Raw genomic sequence first — 18,694 nt, forward strand, 5'->3', positions numbered from 1 at the left:
GCAAAAGAGCCAAGGTGTGTGGCCTTGGCTCCTGCGGGGGGGCTGCTAGGCGAGAGGGTTACTTCTGACCGTACTTGCCTGCCATAGAACCGGCAGCGTTCATGCCGCAGTAGCTGTCGCATCCCTTCGTGGTCACTTGAACGGCGCGATTGGAGAAGTTCAACAGCACGACGCACTGGTCTGCCGGGTCTTCCGACGTCCAGGCAGCTCGGGTCCCGTCAATGGGACGAGCAAATAACGGCTCGTCTTCTCCCAGGCTGCATGCATGGGCGTCCACATTGGTGTTAAAGGCGAACTGGACGCCTTGCTGGGATTCTTTGACGATTAGTTCGCCGCCTTGTTTGATGTATTTGCCCGTGACTCCTGCAAGGGCGGCGGGACTGGTGAGAGCTAAAAGTATTGCCAACGCGTACGAACGCATCATGAATTCCTTAAAGAGCAGGACTGAAAAAAGAACGGGCGTTTAGCTAGCGGCCGGGCATGACGAATTCTTCCTCGGGCCCACTGAGTAGCCGCCAGCCCCGTTCGGACTGGATCAGTAGCACTGCGCCTCGCAGGACCGTTTGTCGCGTTTGCGGGTTCACAGCGCCTGCCATGCCTGCGACCACATTGCCCATCTCCCCCATGCAAGGCTTGTTGCGAGGGTCATCAACGAATCCGCGAACGCTGGCGTAAGTGCTGCGGGCGAAGTCTTCACGGATCGTCAGGGTGGCTTCGTAATCGAGTTGGTACTTGTCGCCCCGTTGGACGCTGTCGATCTTCCTGGCGTTCGAAATGGTCCACAAAGGGCAGCCAGAGAATCGATTTTCAAGGAAGTTCTTGGCTTCCGCATTGCCTGGTGCCGCCGCACCGCAGCCTGTCGTGATAAGGGCCGCAAGTATTCCTACGAGGGTGAGGGTCGCATTGCGTGCGCGGTGTCTGTTGAAAGTTTGTCGTTTGGTCTGCATATCGAGGTTAAGAGTCAAAAATAACACTTTGAGTTTGGTTGTGAGGCTAAATGTACCAAAACCAAACCCAAAGTGTGTGGAATGAGGGGGAGGGATAAGAAAAACTGCGGCATGTCTAACCCAACGCAAAAGTGTGATGCGCAGGTGTTGTTTGCCGCGAACATGCGCCGCATTCGCAAAGAAAAGCAGCTAACTCAGGAGCAGGTGGCTGAAAGGGCGGGCCTGCATCCGAACTACGTGTCTTCTGTGGAACGCGGGGAACGCAATCTATCGATCGCCAACATCGAACGCATCGCCGTCGCACTCGATGTCACGATGGCGGAGCTGGTCACCCCCTAGCTCTACTTGCCGGCGGCGCTTTTCGTGGCCATGGGATGCACGCCGATGTACCAGGCCGCGCCAAGCGGCTTGAGGTCAGTTCGGACATGCGCGGACGTCTCGATCCAGTATGCAGGGTCAACCATGTAGGCAATGGTGGTCTTTGGCGAGTGGCTCGCCGCCGCACGGTGGAACAGTACGTGACGGCCGATCTCCTTGTCGGGGTCGTAGTCCACCATCAGGATGGCCAGATCCGGAACATCCGCCAGCTTGCTTACCTCTTTGTAGACCGTGGCAACCCAGCCGTAGTGCGCCAGAAGTCCGGCAATCAGGTCTTCGGTGATCCAGTAGGGACCATGCGCGGGATGCTTGAACCTGTTCACTGCGAGCTCGCGGACCTCTGCAAGCGGCTTCCCTGTGATGCTGGCGATGCACGCGAAGGCACAATCGAAGTCGCCATTCTGCGCGACGCGAGCGAAGGCGGGCTGGAAGCCGTCTGCGGTCGAGGTTACGGTGCTGGGTATGTTGGGCATGACACATTCCTTCGTTTCAGGTGCGCGCAACGAAGCCGCCCAGGGACATCAGGGGCACTCAATGGACAAACGGGGAGAGGCGGAAAGTGCAGATCGCCGTTGAGGCAGTCGTCTTTCTGGCAGCGTTGCGGCGCTGGTTGAGGGGCGCGCCGAGGGCTGAACTCAGGCGTGCTAAAACCAGCTTAGGGGCGGCTGCCGTGTCGGATCAACAACAAAATAACTTTGGCAGTTGGCAACTAGAGGGCGGTGTTGTCTTGAAGAAGCAGGCCCTGTAGCGGGTCGCTCTGGCAACGAAGAAGCGGCCAGACAGTCAAATTTGAGTATGTTTTTGAGTAGGTTTCACCGATGAGCGGTGGAATTTACCTATGTAGTTCGAGTTTCGCCGTCGCACCAAGAATTCCTCGCAAAAAGCCCGCTGAAAACGCAAGTTTTCAGCGGGCTTTTTGCTTTTTGCTTTTGGAATGTACGTTGATGCCGACGTGCGTTTTATGTTTATCGGCGGAACGCCATCAATGCAGGTTGCCGCCAAACGCCACCACCGCTCCCACAAATGTCGCGCCTCCGATCGCCGCCAGCCGATACGCGCGCTTGGCGGCCATGGGGTTGTTGCGGCTCATGCCGATCATCAGCGCGATTAGCGACCACAAACCCGTGAACAGCAGCAGCGACCAGGTATAGACCCAATCCGAAAGGTCGTAGCCGCCTCCGCCGATGGACGGCGTCGCGGAAGGCTGCGGCATCAGCAGCGCGATGAGCGTGCCGGCGACCACGGCAAATAGGGCGAGCCAGATCAGGAATGCGCGGTCCTTCAGCATGGTTTCGATCCTAGAAGTTCGGTGAGGGGATGTAATGGGCGGGCCAGGCCAGCGATGCGGCCCTGTATAAAGGACGCTGTGGTTACAAACGTAGGACGAGCAAATGTCGATTCAAATGTTGATCCGTTGTGGGGCAGCGGCGTCGCTGATTGCAATGGGTTCCGGATGTTCGTGGGTGGGTATGGGAGATTCCCGCAGCAGTGAATGCCAGTGGTATCGCAGCAGCTGCATGCACGAGGGCTCATACGATCCCGGCGAAGAGGACTATGCCGAAGAGGAAGCCAAGCGGCTGAACAAGGACGCCTCCGACCGTCTGCGCCGAAGCTCGGGTAGCTGACGGCTGGCAGCGCTTGCCGTGGGCACGAGGCTCAAGCTTCAAGGTAATGCGCCTGCAAGCGCTGGACGTCCACCTTCAGCACGTCTTTCAGATATCGATCCATCGCGCCGTATTCCTCGTTGATCGCCTGCACCGACGCATCCAGGTATTCCGGCGCGACCTCAAGCAGCGGCATCATCACGTCTGCGCTGACGCCGCCGGCGGACGACTTTTCAAGAATGCCCTGGAAGAAGCGCGCATTGCAGTGGTTGGATTCCAGGTAGTTCGACAAGATGTCGTCGTGCCGCACACCCAGCGCGGATAGCAGCAGCAGAGACGCGAAGCCCGTGCGGTCCTTGCCGGCGGTGCAGTGGAACAGCAACGTCTTTCCCGTCATCGCCGTGTTGAGAAAGCCGCCGAACGCGGCCTGGTAACGCGACGGAAATTCCCGGTAGATCTCCACCATCATCGTGGTGCTGAACGCCGGCGTGGCTTCGCGCAGGCGCGGAAGCAAGACCGACATCGCCATATTGCCGTCCAGCACGGGCGATGCAATCCAGTGAAAGCGTTGGCCGAAATGCGCCTCATCGTGCGCCTTCTCGGGCTCGGCGCGAAAGTCGATGACCGCCTCCAGGCCCAATGCGCCCAGCCGTTCCAGATCCGCCGCGCTGGCGCGACCCGGGTTGCCGCTGCGAAAGAGCCTGCCGTGGCGCACGCGCCGTCCATCGATGCCGGTCAGGCCGCCCAGGTCGCGGGCATTGTGCACATTCTCAAGATCCAGGCGGCGACGAAGGGCTTCTGGCGTTGTCTCGAAAGGTTCCGTGGGGCGCTGCGAGGTCGGCATGGGTTCCTGCTGGTCGGGGAAACGGTCGGAAGATCGTATCACCGTGGCAGGACAGGCAGCGCGCGCCTGTCAGCAGCCCAGCTTGCCCAGCAAAGCGATCAGTTGGCGCTTCTGCGCCGCATTCAGCTGGTGGCTGATGCGGGCATCGTGCGCCTGGACCGCCTGGGTGATATCGGCCAGCACCACGTGGCCGGGCTCGGTCATCGCCAGCGAATAGGCGCGCTTGTCGTGTTCGGCGTCCAGCCGTTCTACATAGCCCAGCGCCTGCAATTGATTGACGATCTGCACCGCGCCCGAGCGTGCGATGCCCAGGATGCTGGCCAGGTCAGTCAGCTTCAGATTGGGGTTGGCCGCGATCAACGTCAACGCCGAAAAGCGTTGCGGCGTGATGTCCCACGGCGCCAGCGCCGCCAGGAAATCTTCGTAGATCAGAATCTGCGCGCGCCGGATGGCGTAGCCCACCAGCCCGTCCAGCGCGCCGTATTGGATGCCGGGAACGTGCGGGTCGAATTGCTCGCCACGCGCGGCGGGGCGGCGCGGGCGTTGGGATGCGGCTCGGGACATGAGGGCGCGGACCTGGAAGGCCGGGTGTCAGGGGCCTCAACACTAATGCAGTCGTGCGCGCCGCGCTACCGGATTACGGGAAATCCCCGGGGTTCGCAACCGTGCCTGGTTTTGTTATGTTGCATAACAAATAAAACCCAGGAGTAGACATGCAAATCGTCATCGCCGGCGCCGGCATCGGCGGGCTGACGCTCGCGTTGATGCTGCATCGGCGCGGCATCGATTGCCGCATTTATGAAAGCGCGCAGGAACTCAGGCCGCTGGGCGTGGGCATCAACCTGCTGCCGCACGCCGTCAGCGAACTGGAACAACTGGGCCTGTTGCCGGCGCTGGCTGAATGCGCCATCGAAACCTCGCAGCTGCACTACTACAACAAGTTCGGCCAGGCGATCTGGCGCGAGCCGCGCGGCTTGCAGGCGGGTTATCCGCTGCCGCAGTTCTCGGTGCATCGCGGGCAATTCCAGATGCTGCTGGCGCAAACGGTGCGAGAACGCCTGGGGGCAGACGCCATCGTCACCGGCATGGCGCTTGAAGCGGCTGAACAAGATGCCGACGGCGCCACCGCCGTGTTCCGCCGTCGCGCCGACGGCAGCACGCAGCGTGTGCGCGGCGACATCCTGGTGGGCGCGGACGGCATCCATTCGGCGTTGCGTCGTCAACTGCACCCGGTGGGTGATGAACCGCGATTCTCTGGACGCATGTTGTGGCGCGCCGTGACAGAAGCCGACCCCTATCTGGACGGCCGCAGCATGTTCATGGCCGGCCACCAAGATCAGAAGTTCGTGTGCTATCCGATTTCCGAGCCATTGCGCCAGCAGGGCCGGTCGCTGATCAACTGGATCGCGGAACTGTCGGTGCCGGACGCCGAATTGTCCGCGACCGACTGGAACCGGCAGGTCGACAAATCCGTGTTCGCGGATCGTTTCGCCAGTTGGCGCTGGGACTGGATCGACATTCCCGCCATCATCGACGGCGCGCAGGCCATCTACGAATTCCCGCTGGTCGACCGCGATCCCCTGCCGCGTTGGACCCGGGGGCGGCTGACGCTCTTGGGCGACGCCGCGCATCCCATGTACCCCATCGGTTCGAACGGGTCGGCGCAGGCGATCCTGGATGCGCGCTGCCTGTCCGACTGGCTCGCGCAAGCGGAAAAGGGTAGTGTTCGCACGCCTGAAATCGCCTTGCTGGAATATGAGGCAGAGCGCTTGCCGCGCACGGCGGGCATCGTGCTGCGCAACCGCTTGAACGGCCCCGAGCAAGTCATGCAGATGGCTCAAGAGCGCGCGCCGCAAGGCTTTGCGGATATCAACGACGTGATCGCGCAAGAAGAGCTGGCGGCGGTATCGCTGCGCTACAAACAACTGGCGGGTTTTGATCCCGCCGCTTTGCAGAAGAACCGGGGAACCGCGCCATGAGCCAGGCCGATGCAATGACAGACCCGTTGGCGCCCCGGCTGGAACACATAGCGACCGTTGTCGTCGAGGTGGGCGCGCCGCAGGAAGTGGGCGACACGCCGCAAGGCCGCCGCCGCGTGATCCCGATCACGGGCGGCACGGTGGACGGCCCGCGCCTGGCCGGCAAAGTGCTGCCGGGCGGCGCAGATTTTCAGGTGATCCGTTCGGACACCTACACCGACATCCACGCGCGTTACGTCATCGAAACGCCCACGGGCGACCGCGTCTACGTTGAGAACACGGGCATCCGTACCGGTCACGCCGACGACATCGCCCGGCTGGTGCGCGGCGAACCCGTGGACCCCGCCCGGATCTACTTTCGCAGCTATCCCCGCTTTGAAACGGCATCGCCCGCATTGGCCTGGATGAACGAAAGCCTGTTCGTCGGCACGGGGGCGCGCTACCCGGATCGCGTCGAGCTGCGCTTCTACCGCATTTGCTGAACCCGCGGCACCCGCCGTGGCATGGATATAAAAACGACTCGGAGACAACCATGACATCAATGCTGCGCCGCCTTTTCGGCGGCTTCATGCTGTGCCTGCCCATCGTGGCCATGGCGCAGTTTCCCAATGGCCCCGTGCGCCTGAACGTCGGCTTTCCACCGGGCACCGGGCCCGACATCGTGGCCCGCACGCTGTCGCAGCATATGGGCCCGTTGCTGGGCGAAAGCGTGGTGGTCGAAAACAAGGTGGGCGCGGGTGGGCAGATTGCCGCGCAGACCGTGGCGCGCAGCCCGGCCGACGGCCAGACGCTGCTGTTGGGCGAGGTCGGCTCCATCAGCATCTCGCCCGCCACGTATCGCAATTTGAACTACAACCCGTCGCGGGACTTTGCACCGATCTCGGAAGTGGTGCGCGCCGACTTCGTGTTGGTGGTGCCGGCCGATTCGCCGTACAAGGACCTGGCCGCCTTCGTCGATGGCGCCAAGAAGGCGTCCGATCGCGTCAATTTCGCCACGTTCGGCGCGGGTACGCCGGGGCATTTTGGCGCGGAGCTGTTCGCGCGCGAAGCCGGCATGAAGATCGAGGCCATCCACTATCGGTCCACCGGCGACGCCGTGTCCGGGCTGGTCTCGGGCGCTGTTCAGGCCGCCTTCGTGACGACGGCGCTGGCCGTGCCGCAGGTGCAAGGCGGCAAAATGCGCGCCTTGGCCATTACGGGCGCACAACGTTCGCCGGCCCTGGCCAACGTGCCCACCTTCGCCGAGCGCGGCTTGCCGGCCATCAACTTCGGCGCGTGGTTCGCGCTGTTCGCGCCGGCCGGTACGCCGGACGCCGTGCTCGACCGCTTGCAGAAGGACAGCGCGGCGGCGCTGCGTCAGCCCGCCGCCGTGCGCAGCTTGGGTGAAGCCGGTTTCGTCGTGGTCGGCTCAGACCGTCAGACGTTGCAAACCTTGTTGACGACAGAGGCCAAACGCTGGTCGGACGTTGTGAAAGCTACGGGTTTCCGGGCAGACTGATTGCCGTCAGCGCGCCGGCACGCAGGGCGTGTCGGCGGGCGCTTTTCAAACCGACACCGGCATCTCTGCTTGATACGCCGCGTGCAGCAACGCCAGCAAGCGCGGCGCATCCGGCATCGCGGTGTCGCCGATCCGGCGTACCGCGATGCCCGGCGTCCACGAGTTCATGACCGCCGCCCCTGCCAGCCCGGGCAGCGTATCCAGCGTCACGGCCTGCCTGCGTTGAGGCACGCCCATTTTTTCTAACTGGCGCTGCACGACACCCAGCGTGGTGCCGGTCAGCATCGCCGCGTCCGGCCAAACCACCGCGCTGCCATCCCAGAACGCCAGGTTCCAGATCGACGCTTCGCTCAAGCGCCCCTGACGGTCCACGAATGCCGCATCGTCATGACCTTGCGCCACGGCCTGGCGCAACAGATAGGTTTTCGCCACCTCGCCGACATGTTTCACCGATGGCAGCATCCGCTCGTGCTCGAATGCCGCCAGCGACAAGGGACCGGCGGGGCCGGAGGCCGGTGGGCTCGTGCGCACCAGCACATCCAGGGGTTGGCGCTTATCGGCGACGACGAATTCGCCCGCCCGGGAAACCACCGTGGCCACCAGCGACAAGTCCGGTGCGCTCGCCCGGATGGCGTTGCGCAGCGCGTCCAGGATGACGGCATCCGGCAGCGCCTGACCGAACATTTCAAGTGAGGCGGCGTGCAAGCGGGCCAGATGCAGATCCAGCCCTCGCACCTGTCCGCCGCGCACCTGCATTGCCGTGAAATGGGCGTACCCGGCGAATGCCAGCGGCGCCAGATCGGCAAGGGTGGCCGCTTGGCCATTGTGTTGAGTGACGGGAAAGCCAAGCAGGTCGGACATCGGAAAACTCCAGGCGGATCATCAAGTTCCGCCACTATCCTGGATTGCCCTACGCAGGGGAAACGAGTAATTTTCACCACATCATCAAATTCGGCTTGAAGATTCATGACTCGGACCTTGCCTGGCACCCGCGCGCTGCGTACCTTCGAGGCGGCCGCGCGCCTTCTGAATTTCACGCGGGCCGCCGCCGAAGTGGGGCTGACTCCCGCCGCCGTCAGCTATCAGGTCAAAGAGATCGAAGATCAGCTGGACCTCGTGCTTTTCACGCGCACCAGCCGCAGCATCCAGCTGACGCCGGCCGGCTCCGTGCTGTACGAGGCCGCCACCGACGCGCTCGCTACGCTGCAACGCGCGGTGGCGAAGGCGCGGCGATTGAACCGGCCGGGCGGGCAGTTGAAAGTGTCGCTGGGCGCGCGCTTCGCGACCCACTGGTTGTTGCCTCGGCTTGCCCAATGGCGTGCGGCCAACCCCGGGCTGGAGCTGACCTTCGACATCAGCGATGCGGTGCGCGATTTCGATGCCGACGACGTGGACGTCGCCATCCGATTCGGCGCGGGAACCTACCCCGGCGCCATCGCGCATCGTCTGTTCCATACCGAAGTCGTGCCCGTGTGCAGCCCGGCCCTGTTGCAGGCCGGTACGCCCCTGTCCTCGCCCCGCGATCTCGCCAAGCACACCTTGTGCTTCGTGGATTGCAAGCCGGGCGGCATCGTGTGGCCGAACTGGCCCATGTGGATGGCGGCGGCCGGGATCGACGATTTCGACGACAGCCGCAGCGTGGCGTTCTCGGAATCCAGCCACGTCGTGCAGGCAGTGCTCGATGGCGGCGCTGTCGGCCTGGTGGAATGGGAGCTGGTCGAACGGGATGTGCAGGCGGGCCGCCTTGCGCGGTTGTTCGACGTGGGGGTGCGGGTGGCGCCCGAATTCGCCTATCACCTGGTGTACCCGCAGGGCAGCGATGCCGATCCTCGCGTCGCGGCGTTGCGCGATTGGATGCTGGAAAACGTACGGGACCACGACGCCGCCACGGCACCGTGAAGCGGCCAATCGAGTGCATTCGTTCCATCAATAGAACAGTTTGTTCCGGCCAAAATCGTCCGTTTTGCACGGAGGACTAGTGCGCCGGTCATGGGCCTGCCGGTAGAATCCCTCCGCATACCACCCTCTATCTACCAGTCGAAAGGTCCATATTCTTATGAGCAACGCTTATCTCGAGGCACTCAAGAAGCGCCGTACGCAGTATTCGCTGGGCCGCAATGTGTCGGCTTCGAAGGAAGAACTGGCCACGCTGATCCAGGAAGCGATCAAGCACAGCCCGTCGTCGTTCAACTCGCAAAGCTCGCGCGCCGTCATTCTGTTTGGCGATGAAAGCGTGAAGCTCTGGGACCTGGCCATCGAGGAAGTGCGCAAGGTTGCGCCGGCTGAAGGGTTCGACAAGACCGAAGCCAAGCTCAAGAGCTTCGCGGCTGGCGTGGGCACGGTGCTGTTCTTCGAAGACCAGGACGTCGTGCGCAGCCTGCAAGAAAAATTCGCCCTGTACGCGGACAATTTCCCCGTGTGGTCGGAACAATCGGGCGGCATGGCCCAACTGTCGACCTGGGCTGCCCTGGCCAACGCCGGCGTGGGCGCCAGCCTGCAACACTACAACCCGCTGATCGACGCCGCCGTCGCTCGCGAATGGAACGTGCCCGCCTCGTGGAAGCTGCGCGCGCAAATGCCGTTCGGCTCGAACGAAAACGGCTTTGGCGACAAGCCCTTCATGGATGACGCCGAGCGTTTCCGCGTGGTTGGCTGAATCGCCTGACGTGAATCAGGCGCTTGCCGCCTGATTGAAAACGTCCTGCAAGCCCGTATTCCCGACATCGGAAATGCGGGCTTTTGCTTTGGGGGAAGGGAAAGTGGCCAAGCATGCATAATGTTCGATTGCCCGGACCGCCCCTATGCGCCGGCTTTGCATTGCCGCGCGGCAGGACGCGCACTTCGAGGAGATGTCTTATGGATCCGATACTTGCAGGTCTGTCGAATTCCTTGCCTCTGGCCAAGACGGTCGAGCAGCTGACCCGCCCGCTGCTGGACATGCTGGGCAGCGTGACGGGCCTGGAATCCACCTACCTGACCGAGATCGATCTGGACACCAATCTTCAGCACGTGCGGTATGCCCGCAACGTAGGCGATATGCAGATCCCCGAAGGGCTGTCGGTGCCCTGGTCGGACACGCTCTGCAAGCGTGCGCTGGAAGAAGGCCGCATGTGCACCAACGACGTCGCCAGTTGCTGGCCTGATTCCGAGGCCGCGCGGCAATTGGGCATCCAGACCTACGTCAGCGCGCCGGTTCGCACCGATGAAGGCCGGCTGCTGGGCACGCTATGCGCGGCCAGCGCGCGGCGTCAGCAGTTGGCGCCGCAGGCCGAATCCGTGTTGAAGCTGTTTTCCAACGTGATCGCCAATTTCCTGCAACGCGAGATCCTGATGGAGCAGCTGCACTTGGCCAACGTCCAGCTCAGGTCCTACGCCATGACCGATCCCTTGACCGGCCTGCCGAATCGCCGCGCGCTGTACGAAGAGCTGGAGCGCCTGGAGCAACGCGCGCTTCGGGACGGCGGCAGTGTGCTGGTGGGAGTGATCGACCTGGATGGATTCAAGGGCATTAACGATACCTATGGGCACCAGCAGGGCGACCTGTTCTTGCAGGAAGTTTCGCGGCGGATTGCGGGCGCCTTGCGCACGTCCGACCTGTTGGGCCGGATCGGCGGCGACGAATTCGTGCTGGTCGGCCCGGGCCCCGATGCCACCGAGGGCGGCGATGCGATCCAAGCCGCGCTGTCCCAGGAAGAACGCGTCACGGCGGCCACGATAGGACGCTATCAACTGGGTGACGCCGTGGTGGCCTACGAAGGGGCCAGCGTGGGCGTGGTGGCGGTGGATCCGCGCGGCCTGGATGCCGAGGCCGCCGTCCGGCTGGCCGATGCGCGCATGTATGAAATCAAGCGGGCGCGCAAAAACGCGCGCACGATACATTGACGCCGTACTGAACCGCGCCCGGCGCTCGCACTCGCGGGTGCTAACGGTAGCTTTGCGTGGCGGCCGCCCATTTGAACGTGCGCCGCCACGTGTCGCCGCGCTGGCGTAATTGCAGATCAAAAAATCCATCTGTCTTGCCGGGCAGGATCACCAGCGTATTGCTGGCGTCGGACATGTCGTGCTGGCGCGTCCCGTCCGGGTTCCAATCCCCGGCAATCGACTTGACGAAAGACATCGGCTGCGCGAACACCACGCGCAGCGTGGCGCCGTCCAGACGGAACAGATACAAGGCTTCGAAATCCGCGCCGCCGCCTGAATAGCCTTCGCTCCAGCCAGCGCGCAAGCCGAACGCCACGTCGTCGGGCGCGATCTTGTAGGCGGCCAGATCGAAGCGCGTCCATTTTGAAGGCAGCGACTCCAGCGGCGCGCCCGCATCCTGCATGGCGAGATCGGCGGGCAGGTCGATATCCGTCTGGCTCCAGTCGGTGGGCGTGGCGACCGGTCCGTCGGTGCGCGCGAGCAACGTGGGCGGCTGGCCAGGCGAGGCGCTGAAGACGCCGACCCAGATGGCGTTCTGATCGGCGCCAGACAAGGCATCGCAATCGCCGCCGCCGTATTGCAGCAGCCGCTGCGCGCGTTCGGGCGAGGCCGCCAGACACACCATGGCGACATAGGCGTCTGGCCGCTGAGGCCAGGGCTTGGCGCCGGCCAGAATCAGACGCCGGGAATCTTCGCCGGGCGCCAGTTGCTGAACCAGGAATTCGCGGCTGAAGCCGGCCGGCAGCGCCACGCCCAGGCCATCGGGGCGAGGCGCGCCGCTCATCTGGCTGTCGTACAGCTTGCGGGCGTCTTCGGTCTGGATCGCCGAGCGCGCCTTGTCGAGCGAGGGCACGGTGGTATCGGCCAGCGCGGGCTGGCCGAGCAGGGCGGCGGCCAACAAGCCGGACGACATGAGAAACGCGGGTAGGGTGCGCATGGGGTGCCGTACTCTGTTTCGGTGCAGCGGTTTGATTTCATGCAAAATGGCACGCGATCGACTGTCGTGGGGTTCGTCGGCCCCGGCAGCGACGCGTACGAACGATACCGCGAACCCGTCGTCGGCGATGGTTTCGCTACCCGTCTTCCATGCCAGGAAAACAAAATGAAAACTGGAACCGCCGCCGTGAAGGGCATGCTGTTGTTGAGCCTCGTCGTGGCGTCCGCGCCCGCTTTCGCTATCCAATGCAGCAAAGCCGCGAGCGCAGTTGAAAAGCTGATCTGCGCGGACAAGCAGACCGTAGCGGCCGACACCCAATTGAACCGCGCCTACAACGCCATTCTCAAGGCCGCGCCCGACGTCGATATCCAAGCCATGCTGGTGGCCAGCCAGAAGCGCTGGATCGAAGCGCGCGACCGGGCGCTGGATCGTTTGATCACGGACCCGGACGCATTGCCTGACGACAAGAACGCCGGTGAAATCGCCCGTGACCTGATCCTTGACCGCGCAGCGCAGTTCAAGGAAGTCGACAAGAAAAGCGGAACGCCCGCGATGATCAACCGCGCCGTCCAGCAAAAGAAATTCCAATCGCAGTTCACGGGCGGGGCGTATGCCGGCTACTGGACGACGTGCGACGTCCTGCCGCGCGACTACGTCAACTACGCCTGCTTCGCCATTCGCCACTATCAGCACAACGGCCGCGTGTGCACCGTGGACGAGTCCTGGGCTTCGGGCGACGTCTACACCAAGCGGTACGTTGCCGACGTGGTTGACCGCAAGCCGAAGGTCATCGCGTCCTGCTCGTTCAACAGCAGTGACGAAGCCTGCGTCAGTGTGGGCGGCGCGCCGGCTACGTGGAACCGCAAGCCTGCGCAACCTGAGTATGTCTACGCATCGCGCCCCTTGCCCAAGATCGACGGCGAGATCGATATCGACGACGACATCGAATGGGCGCAAGCCTGCCTGACGGATCCGGGATTTCCGGGAGGCCGCTAGGCGCGCCATTGCGTGTAGACCCGGCCAGCCGCTGGCCGGTCGGTGTCAGACTGTAATCGCTGGTGGCAGTTCGGAAGGCTGCCGTGAGGGCCGCAACCGACGCCGGGTGCAGTGGGAACCGGCCAAGTTGGCGCGGCGTAAGGCGTCGCCAGCACGGCCTTTGGCGCGCAAGGTTTTGAAACGCACTGATGTCCCGTCCGGCCAATTCGTCCACGGCACGGACGTAGAATGCCGCTTTGCATCAGTGCCATCCGGCTTCTCGGAACAAACCATGAAAAAAATAATCCTCGTTGCGTCCGTCTGCGCGGCGCTGCTTCAGGCTTGCGCACCGGTTTCCTCTCCCCGCGAAGGATCGTCCTCCATGCCCAACACCGCTGCCACCTCGTCTTCCAGCTCGATTTCTTTGCCGGCCTATTACTGGCGCCTGGTGTCGGCCACGGACAAGTCGGGCAAATCGATTCCGGTGTTGCAGCCGGGCGTCGAGCACCAATTGCGCCTGAGCTTCACCAACGATTCCTTGAATATTCGCGGCGGCTGCAACGCGCAGTTTGGCGGCTATCGCTATCAGGACGGCGTGCTGCATGTGGATAACCTGGCGTCCACGATGAAGGCGTGCGAGCAAAGCCTGATGCAGCTGGACGCCGAGATCGCCCAGCGCATGAAGGGCGACCTGCAAGCCACGCTGTCTGGCGATTCGCACGAGCCGGCCCTGGAGCTGCAGGGCGCGGACGGCGCCGTGCTCAAGTTCATCGGCGAACCCACGCCCGAGACCCTGTACGGCAGCGCGGGCCAGATCATGTTCCTGGAAGTGGCCGCGAAGAAGGCGGAATGCAGCCATCCCATGATTCCCAACTATCAGTGCCTGATGGTGCGCGAGCGCCGCTACAACGAGGCGGGCGTGCAGCAGCCGACGCAAGACAAATGGCACCCGCTGTATCAGTCCATCGAAGGCTTCGAGCATCAGGACGGCGTGCGCACCGTGCTGCGCGTCAAGCGCTATGACTGGAAGAATCCGCCCGCTGACGCGCCGTCCAAGGTGTATGTGCTGGACATGGTGGTGGAGCAGGACGCTTCCCGGAAGTAGGCGGCAAGCGCGCGCGTCGTCGCGACATGCGTCGACACCTAAGCGATAAAAAATGCCGGACCGCCAAAAGCGGCCCGGCATTTTTACGTTCGGCCTTCGTCAATTGCCTGTGGGCTTGAGCGTCAGCGTGTCGGCCTTTTCGCTATCGACCTTGGCGCGGCTGAACGCCATCGGGAAGTATTCGCCCGTCGCCCAACCCTTGAGCAGGTCCTGGTAATACGGGCTGCGCGGATCCGCCGATTGCCCGGGCACGTTCTGCACGCGCGAGTTATCCCAATTGGCCACGTCGATCACCTGGCGATACGACGATCCGCTGATCTGGCGGAAATCGCTTTTGCGGAACGTGCCGCGATGCACCGTGTCGTTGTCGCCGCCGACCGGATAACGCGGTGTGCCATAGGCCTTGGCGGTTTCGGGCGGCAGCAGGCTGGCCAGGCTGTGTTCGAACTGGATGTGATGCAGCTTGCCCCATTGCCACTGCGTGGAGTCCGGCCCCAGCTTGGCGCGCAGCTTCTGCACGCCGTCATTCAAGGCTTGCAGCAACAGCGCGTCGCGGCCCCGCTCGGGCTGCGCGCCGAAGGCGGCGTCCGGGGCGGCCAGCTTTTCAAGCGTCTTGCGAGTGGACAGGTCGCCAAATGCCGCGCGGCCATTCGCGGGCACGTAGAGATCCGACACGCGCTTGACGACTTCCGGCAGCCAGAAGGCATAGACCGTCGCGGCCCGCGAGTCCGTATCCATGCGGTAGTCCCAGTCCTTCAACAAGCCCAGGGCGTCGTTCACTGCCGGGTCGGCCGAATTCAGCGCCTTGGCATAGGTGCCCAAGGTGCGCGCGGGAATCGACAGGTTGTCGTACTGAAGGTCCTGCGACTGTTGCACCGTCAGCCGGCTGCCGTCCGCCAGCACCTCGCGGATGCGCTGGACGCGATACGGCTCGGCCCAGGTGCGCGCTGACATATCCCGGTAGGCGTAATCGGCCGGCAGATTGAATTCGTTGGCGGTGGCGACATACCCCTCGGGCGGGTTGTACGCCCTGGGCAAGGCGCTGCCCGGCAGCACGCCGCGCCATTCGAAGTCACCATTGCCCGGCACCGGCAACATGCCCGACCAGTCGTTGCGCGGACGTATCGGCGCGATGCTGCCGCCGAACCAGCCGATGTTGCCGTCTACGTCGGCGTACACCATGTTCTCGCTGGGCGTGTAGTGCTTTTCCATGCCCGCGACAAACTCATTCCAGTTCTGCGCCTGGTTCAAGCGCAGGCTGGCAAGGTAGGCAGCCGTTCCCGGGAATTCCAGATAGGCCGCGCGCAGCGCGTAGGCTTTGTGCCGCACGGGGTCTTCGTGGATGACCGGGCCATGGCGTGTGAATTTCAGCTGACGCACCGCCGCCGCCTCGCCGCGCACGGGAATGGACTCGTCCATCTGCCGCATCTTTTCCCAGCCGCCCCGATAACGGTATTCGTTGGGGTTCGCGGGGTTGGTGTCGTAGACGTACAGATCTTCTTCGTCGCCAAAGGCGAAGATCGTCAGGCCGAAGGCGATGCGGTCGTTATGGCCCATCGACACGCCCGGCAGCGCCGGTTCGCCCGCGCCGATCACGTTCCAGCCCGGCGCGTTCAGATGCACCATGTAGCGCAGCGATGGCATGGTGATGGAGCGGTGCGGATCGCCCGCCAGGATCGGCTTGCCCGTATCGGTATGCTGGCCGCCGATCGTCCAGTTGTTGCTTTCGTAGCGGGTCGCCAGGGGATCGAAATTGGGATCCAGCGACGCCAGCCTGCCTTCGGACAGCGCGCTGGCAAGCGCCTCGCGCTTGTCGGCCGCCAGCGGGCTGCGCGGGAAATCGGCCGCGACGAACTTCTGGCCGTTGCGCGCCAGGGTGTAGTTCGCCAGGACCGACTTGTCGATCTGCCGCACGTCCAGGCCGGCCGGCACCTGCAATGCCAGCGGCGGCTCGAAGGTGCTCAGACCCTGCACGGCGTTCAGGCCCAGGCTGGCGACCTGCTGCGCCGTTTTCACTTCCTCGTTCAGATTGCGCGTCAGCCCGTAGATGCGGATCAGCGACGTCTCGGGACGCCAATAGCCGGGCAGCGTGCCGGTCAGCTTGAATTCGGGCGGCAACTGGTCGGGGTTGGCTTTGACCCAATCCACATACGCATTGATGCCGGCTGCAAACGCGGTCAGGATGGCCTGGCCTTCGGGGTGATAGCTGGCGAATTCCGCCTGCATGTCGCCGCGGAACAGGAACAGGCGCGCGGCGCGATCCTGTTCGATGAAGCGCGGGCCGAACTGTTCGGCCATCTTGCCTTCGCCTTGCCGACGCCACAGGTCCAACTGCCACAGGCGGTCGCGCGCGGCGGAAAAGCCTTGGGCGAAGAACAGGTCATTCTGGTTTTGCGCATAGATATGCGAGACGCCGTGCTTGTCCCGCACGATTTCCACGGGCTGGGACAGCCCCGCCATATTGATGCTTTCTTTCTTGCCGGGCGCGGCGCACCCGGCTGTCAAGGCAATCAATCCACTCGCCAATAACGCGGCGATCCTGCGATGAAAACTACGCATGGCTCCTCCTCCGGTTTATTGCTTTTATGCCTGTGGGCCCCGGGGCCTCCTGCCGCCGGGTCAACCGCGCAAGCAAAGCTACATCTAAATCAGTTGCTGCCGCAAAGCTGTTTTATTTGTTGAGATTTGGGATGGCTTGTAACGCCAGGCGATGTCCCAAGGCGTTGGGAATCCGATGGATACAAGTGTTGGCTGCGCAGCACGGTGCTAGTCGACCGGTGAATCAGTCCGACATCCGGGGCAAAACGCACAAGAACGGGAAAAGTGCTGGACATAATGGCCGCATCACATCGCCAGACCGGCATGAGCCGCAGGCAAGGAGACCCGATGCAGCCCAACTTTCTGCTATTCATCACGGACCAGCAGCGCGCGGATCATGTCGGCAGTTACGGCAACTCCGTGCTGCAAACGCCGGTGCTGGACGACTTGGCCGAACAGGGGTGGTCCGCCGACCGCTTTTATGTCGCCTCGCCGATCTGCATGCCCAATCGCGCCACGCTGATGACCGGCCGCATGCCGTCCGTGCATGGGGTGCGGCACAACGGCATCGCGCTATCGCAGCGCGCGACGACCTTCGTCGAACGCCTGCGCGACGCGGGTTACGCCACGGCGCTGATCGGCAAGTCGCATTTGCAGAACATGACGGGCATCGGCCCGGCGTGGCCCCCGGCAGGCGCCAGCAGTACGCAAGGCGAAGCATGGCGGTCCGAACCTGGCGACTACGATCAGGAATGGGGGCCCCGGTGGCGAGTACACCCTGGCCACGATGTGCAGACGCCGTTCTACGGCTTTGACCACGTGCGGCTGGCGCTTGACCACGGCGATCAGGTCGGGGGCCATTACGCGCGCTGGCTTGCGCGCGTCCACCCCGACGCGCGACGGCTGTGGGGGCCTGACCACGCGCTGCCCACGCCGGACTTCGTGTTGACGCAACACCGTCAGGCATGGCGCACGCGTGTGCCCGAAGAATGTTCCAGCACCGCCTACATCGGTGATCAGACCATCGCTCGGCTGCGTGAACATGCGAACGGCCACGCCCCGTTCTTCATCCAATGTTCGTTTCCCGACCCGCACCATCCCTATACGCCGCCGGGCAGGTATTGGGGAATGTACGGGCCTGACGACGTGACGCTGCCCGAATCCTTTCACGCCAGCCGGGCGGCGCATCACCACCCGCCGCCGCATGTGGGCTGGCTATACCGGCAACGCGCGTTGAACATGGCGGTCAAGCACACGCCGGCCGTGTTCGCGTGCACCGAACGCGAAGCGCGGGAAGCCATTGCGCTGAACTACGGGTCCATCCGCCACATCGACGCCACCATCGGCCGCGTCATGCACGCGCTGCGTGAACTGGATCTGGACAGCAACACCGTGGTCATCTTCACCAGCGACCACGGCGACTACTTCGGCGACCACCAACTATTGTTCAAAGGCCCGATCCACTACCAAGGGCTCATACGCACGCCCTTCATCTGGCGCGATCCGCAAGGGCTGCCACGCTTCCCGCGCAGCGAGGCGTTGTGCGCCACTACGGATATCGCCGCCACCATCCTCGCGCGCGCCGGGCTGCCCGGCTACAACGGCCTGCAAGGCGTTTCCCTGCTGCCCTTGATCGCGGGCGAGGTCGACAAATTGCGGGACGCCGTGCTGATCGAAGAAGAAGGCCAGCGCACGATGTTCGGATTCCCCGGCCGCACGCGCATGCGAACGCTGCAAACGGCGCGGCACCGCCTGAGCGTCTACGCCGACGCGAACTGGGGCGAACTTTACGACCTGCACGAAGACCCGCACGAATTGCGCAACCTGTGGCACGACCCGGTGGCGCACGCGTTGCGCGGCGAACTGTTAGCGACGCTGACGCAAACGATGATCCGCCACGCGGAAACCAGCCCACATCCCACCGCCATTGCCTGAGACATCGCCTGAGGCAACGGCCAACACGGCGGC

The 18,694-nt window shown here is 63.6% G+C and carries 19 protein-coding genes; 10 read left to right on the forward strand and 9 right to left on the reverse strand.

The annotated features are described in order from the left end of the window. Positions 1–58: 58 nt before the first annotated feature. Both API01S_RS09285 and API01S_RS29180 read right to left on the reverse strand, forming a co-directional pair. Positions 59–424, reverse strand: coding sequence for a hypothetical protein (locus API01S_RS09285; protein ID WP_061304238.1), 366 nt, complete (start codon positions 422–424; stop codon positions 59–61). A gap of 43 nt (positions 425–467) precedes the next feature. Beyond that, the gene (locus API01S_RS29180) at positions 468–965 is read right to left on the reverse strand and encodes a hypothetical protein (protein WP_156487093.1); all 498 of its coding nucleotides are present in this window, start codon (positions 963–965) and stop codon (positions 468–470) included. A 93-nt stretch (positions 966–1,058) separates the two neighbouring features. Between API01S_RS29180 and API01S_RS09295 the strand changes: the two genes are divergently transcribed. Beyond that, positions 1,059–1,286, forward strand: a complete 228-nt coding sequence (locus tag API01S_RS09295) for a helix-turn-helix domain-containing protein (RefSeq protein ID WP_061304242.1) — start codon at positions 1,059–1,061, stop codon at positions 1,284–1,286. Positions 1,287–1,288: 2 nt separating this feature from the next. Here the strand turns inward: API01S_RS09295 and API01S_RS09300 are convergent, their stop codons facing one another. The 4 genes from API01S_RS09300 to API01S_RS09320 all read right to left on the reverse strand — a co-directional run bounded on the left by API01S_RS09300 (position 1,289) and on the right by API01S_RS09320 (position 4,337). Next, positions 1,289–1,798, reverse strand: a complete 510-nt coding sequence (locus tag API01S_RS09300; protein ID WP_061304245.1) for a hypothetical protein — start codon at positions 1,796–1,798, stop codon at positions 1,289–1,291. 509 nt (positions 1,799–2,307) lie between these two features. Then, complete coding sequence (locus API01S_RS09305) at positions 2,308–2,613, reverse strand: hypothetical protein (protein ID WP_006217900.1); 306 nt, start codon at positions 2,611–2,613, stop codon at positions 2,308–2,310. 368 nt (positions 2,614–2,981) lie between these two features. After that, positions 2,982–3,773 (reverse strand): tyrosine-protein phosphatase, encoded by a 792-nt coding sequence (locus API01S_RS09315; RefSeq protein WP_050727924.1) that lies wholly within the window; start codon positions 3,771–3,773, stop codon positions 2,982–2,984. Positions 3,774–3,842: 69 nt separating this feature from the next. Continuing rightward, a complete protein-coding gene (locus API01S_RS09320; RefSeq protein ID WP_006217902.1) occupies positions 3,843–4,337 on the reverse strand; it encodes a MarR family winged helix-turn-helix transcriptional regulator in 495 nt (164 codons plus the stop codon). Positions 4,338–4,486: 149 nt separating this feature from the next. Here API01S_RS09320 and API01S_RS09325 point away from each other — a divergent pair, with 149 nt between their 5' ends. The 3 genes from API01S_RS09325 to API01S_RS09335 are packed head-to-tail and all read left to right on the forward strand — an operon-like array spanning position 4,487 to position 7,250. Then, positions 4,487–5,752, forward strand: a complete 1,266-nt coding sequence (locus API01S_RS09325; protein WP_050727923.1) for a flavin-dependent oxidoreductase — start codon at positions 4,487–4,489, stop codon at positions 5,750–5,752. Then, the gene (locus API01S_RS09330) at positions 5,749–6,234 is read left to right on the forward strand and encodes a DUF3237 domain-containing protein (protein WP_006217904.1); all 486 of its coding nucleotides are present in this window, start codon (positions 5,749–5,751) and stop codon (positions 6,232–6,234) included. The genes API01S_RS09325 and API01S_RS09330 overlap by 4 nt, the downstream gene beginning before the upstream one ends. A gap of 50 nt (positions 6,235–6,284) precedes the next feature. Then, positions 6,285–7,250 (forward strand): Bug family tripartite tricarboxylate transporter substrate binding protein, encoded by a 966-nt coding sequence (locus API01S_RS09335; protein ID WP_050727922.1) that lies wholly within the window; start codon positions 6,285–6,287, stop codon positions 7,248–7,250. A gap of 45 nt (positions 7,251–7,295) precedes the next feature. Here the strand turns inward: API01S_RS09335 and API01S_RS09340 are convergent, their stop codons facing one another. Then, positions 7,296–8,111: an aminotransferase class IV family protein gene (locus tag API01S_RS09340; protein WP_061304246.1), complete on the reverse strand. Its 816-nt coding sequence runs from the start codon at positions 8,109–8,111 to the stop codon at positions 7,296–7,298. A 105-nt stretch (positions 8,112–8,216) separates the two neighbouring features. On the opposite strand from API01S_RS09340, the gene API01S_RS09345 reads away from it, so the two are divergent. The 3 genes from API01S_RS09345 (at position 8,217) to API01S_RS09355 (ending at position 11,132) form a co-directional block, all read left to right on the forward strand. After that, complete coding sequence (locus API01S_RS09345; protein WP_061304248.1) at positions 8,217–9,149, forward strand: LysR substrate-binding domain-containing protein; 933 nt, start codon at positions 8,217–8,219, stop codon at positions 9,147–9,149. 157 nt (positions 9,150–9,306) lie between these two features. Beyond that, complete coding sequence (locus API01S_RS09350; RefSeq protein WP_050727919.1) at positions 9,307–9,906, forward strand: nitroreductase family protein; 600 nt, start codon at positions 9,307–9,309, stop codon at positions 9,904–9,906. Positions 9,907–10,106: 200 nt separating this feature from the next. After that, a complete protein-coding gene (locus tag API01S_RS09355) occupies positions 10,107–11,132 on the forward strand; it encodes a sensor domain-containing diguanylate cyclase (RefSeq protein WP_061304250.1) in 1,026 nt (341 codons plus the stop codon). A 40-nt stretch (positions 11,133–11,172) separates the two neighbouring features. Here API01S_RS09355 and API01S_RS09360 read toward each other — a convergent pair whose 3' ends face one another. Then, entirely contained in the window at positions 11,173–12,108 is a 936-nt protein-coding gene (locus API01S_RS09360; protein ID WP_061304252.1) for a hypothetical protein, read from the reverse strand. A gap of 165 nt (positions 12,109–12,273) precedes the next feature. On the opposite strand from API01S_RS09360, the gene API01S_RS09365 reads away from it, so the two are divergent. Together API01S_RS09365 and API01S_RS09370 are read left to right on the forward strand one after the other, a co-directional pair. Next, on the forward strand, positions 12,274–13,104 hold the full coding sequence (locus API01S_RS09365) for a lysozyme inhibitor LprI family protein (protein ID WP_006217911.1): 831 nt from the start codon (positions 12,274–12,276) through the stop codon (positions 13,102–13,104). A gap of 361 nt (positions 13,105–13,465) precedes the next feature. Further along, positions 13,466–14,188 (forward strand): META and DUF4377 domain-containing protein, encoded by a 723-nt coding sequence (locus API01S_RS09370; protein WP_217481366.1) that lies wholly within the window; start codon positions 13,466–13,468, stop codon positions 14,186–14,188. Between the two features lie 99 nt (positions 14,189–14,287). Here the strand turns inward: API01S_RS09370 and API01S_RS09375 are convergent, their stop codons facing one another. Next, positions 14,288–16,747, reverse strand: coding sequence for a penicillin acylase family protein (locus API01S_RS09375; RefSeq protein ID WP_006217913.1), 2,460 nt, complete (start codon positions 16,745–16,747; stop codon positions 14,288–14,290). Between the two features lie 327 nt (positions 16,748–17,074). Here API01S_RS09375 and API01S_RS09380 point away from each other — a divergent pair, with 327 nt between their 5' ends. Further along, positions 17,075–18,661: a sulfatase family protein gene (locus API01S_RS09380; protein ID WP_061304256.1), complete on the forward strand. Its 1,587-nt coding sequence runs from the start codon at positions 17,075–17,077 to the stop codon at positions 18,659–18,661. The last annotated feature ends 33 nt before the right edge of the window (positions 18,662–18,694 follow it).

It is taken from the genome of Achromobacter piechaudii NBRC 102461 (assembly GCF_001571245.1).
GTDB lineage: Bacteria > Pseudomonadota > Gammaproteobacteria > Burkholderiales > Burkholderiaceae_B > Achromobacter > Achromobacter piechaudii.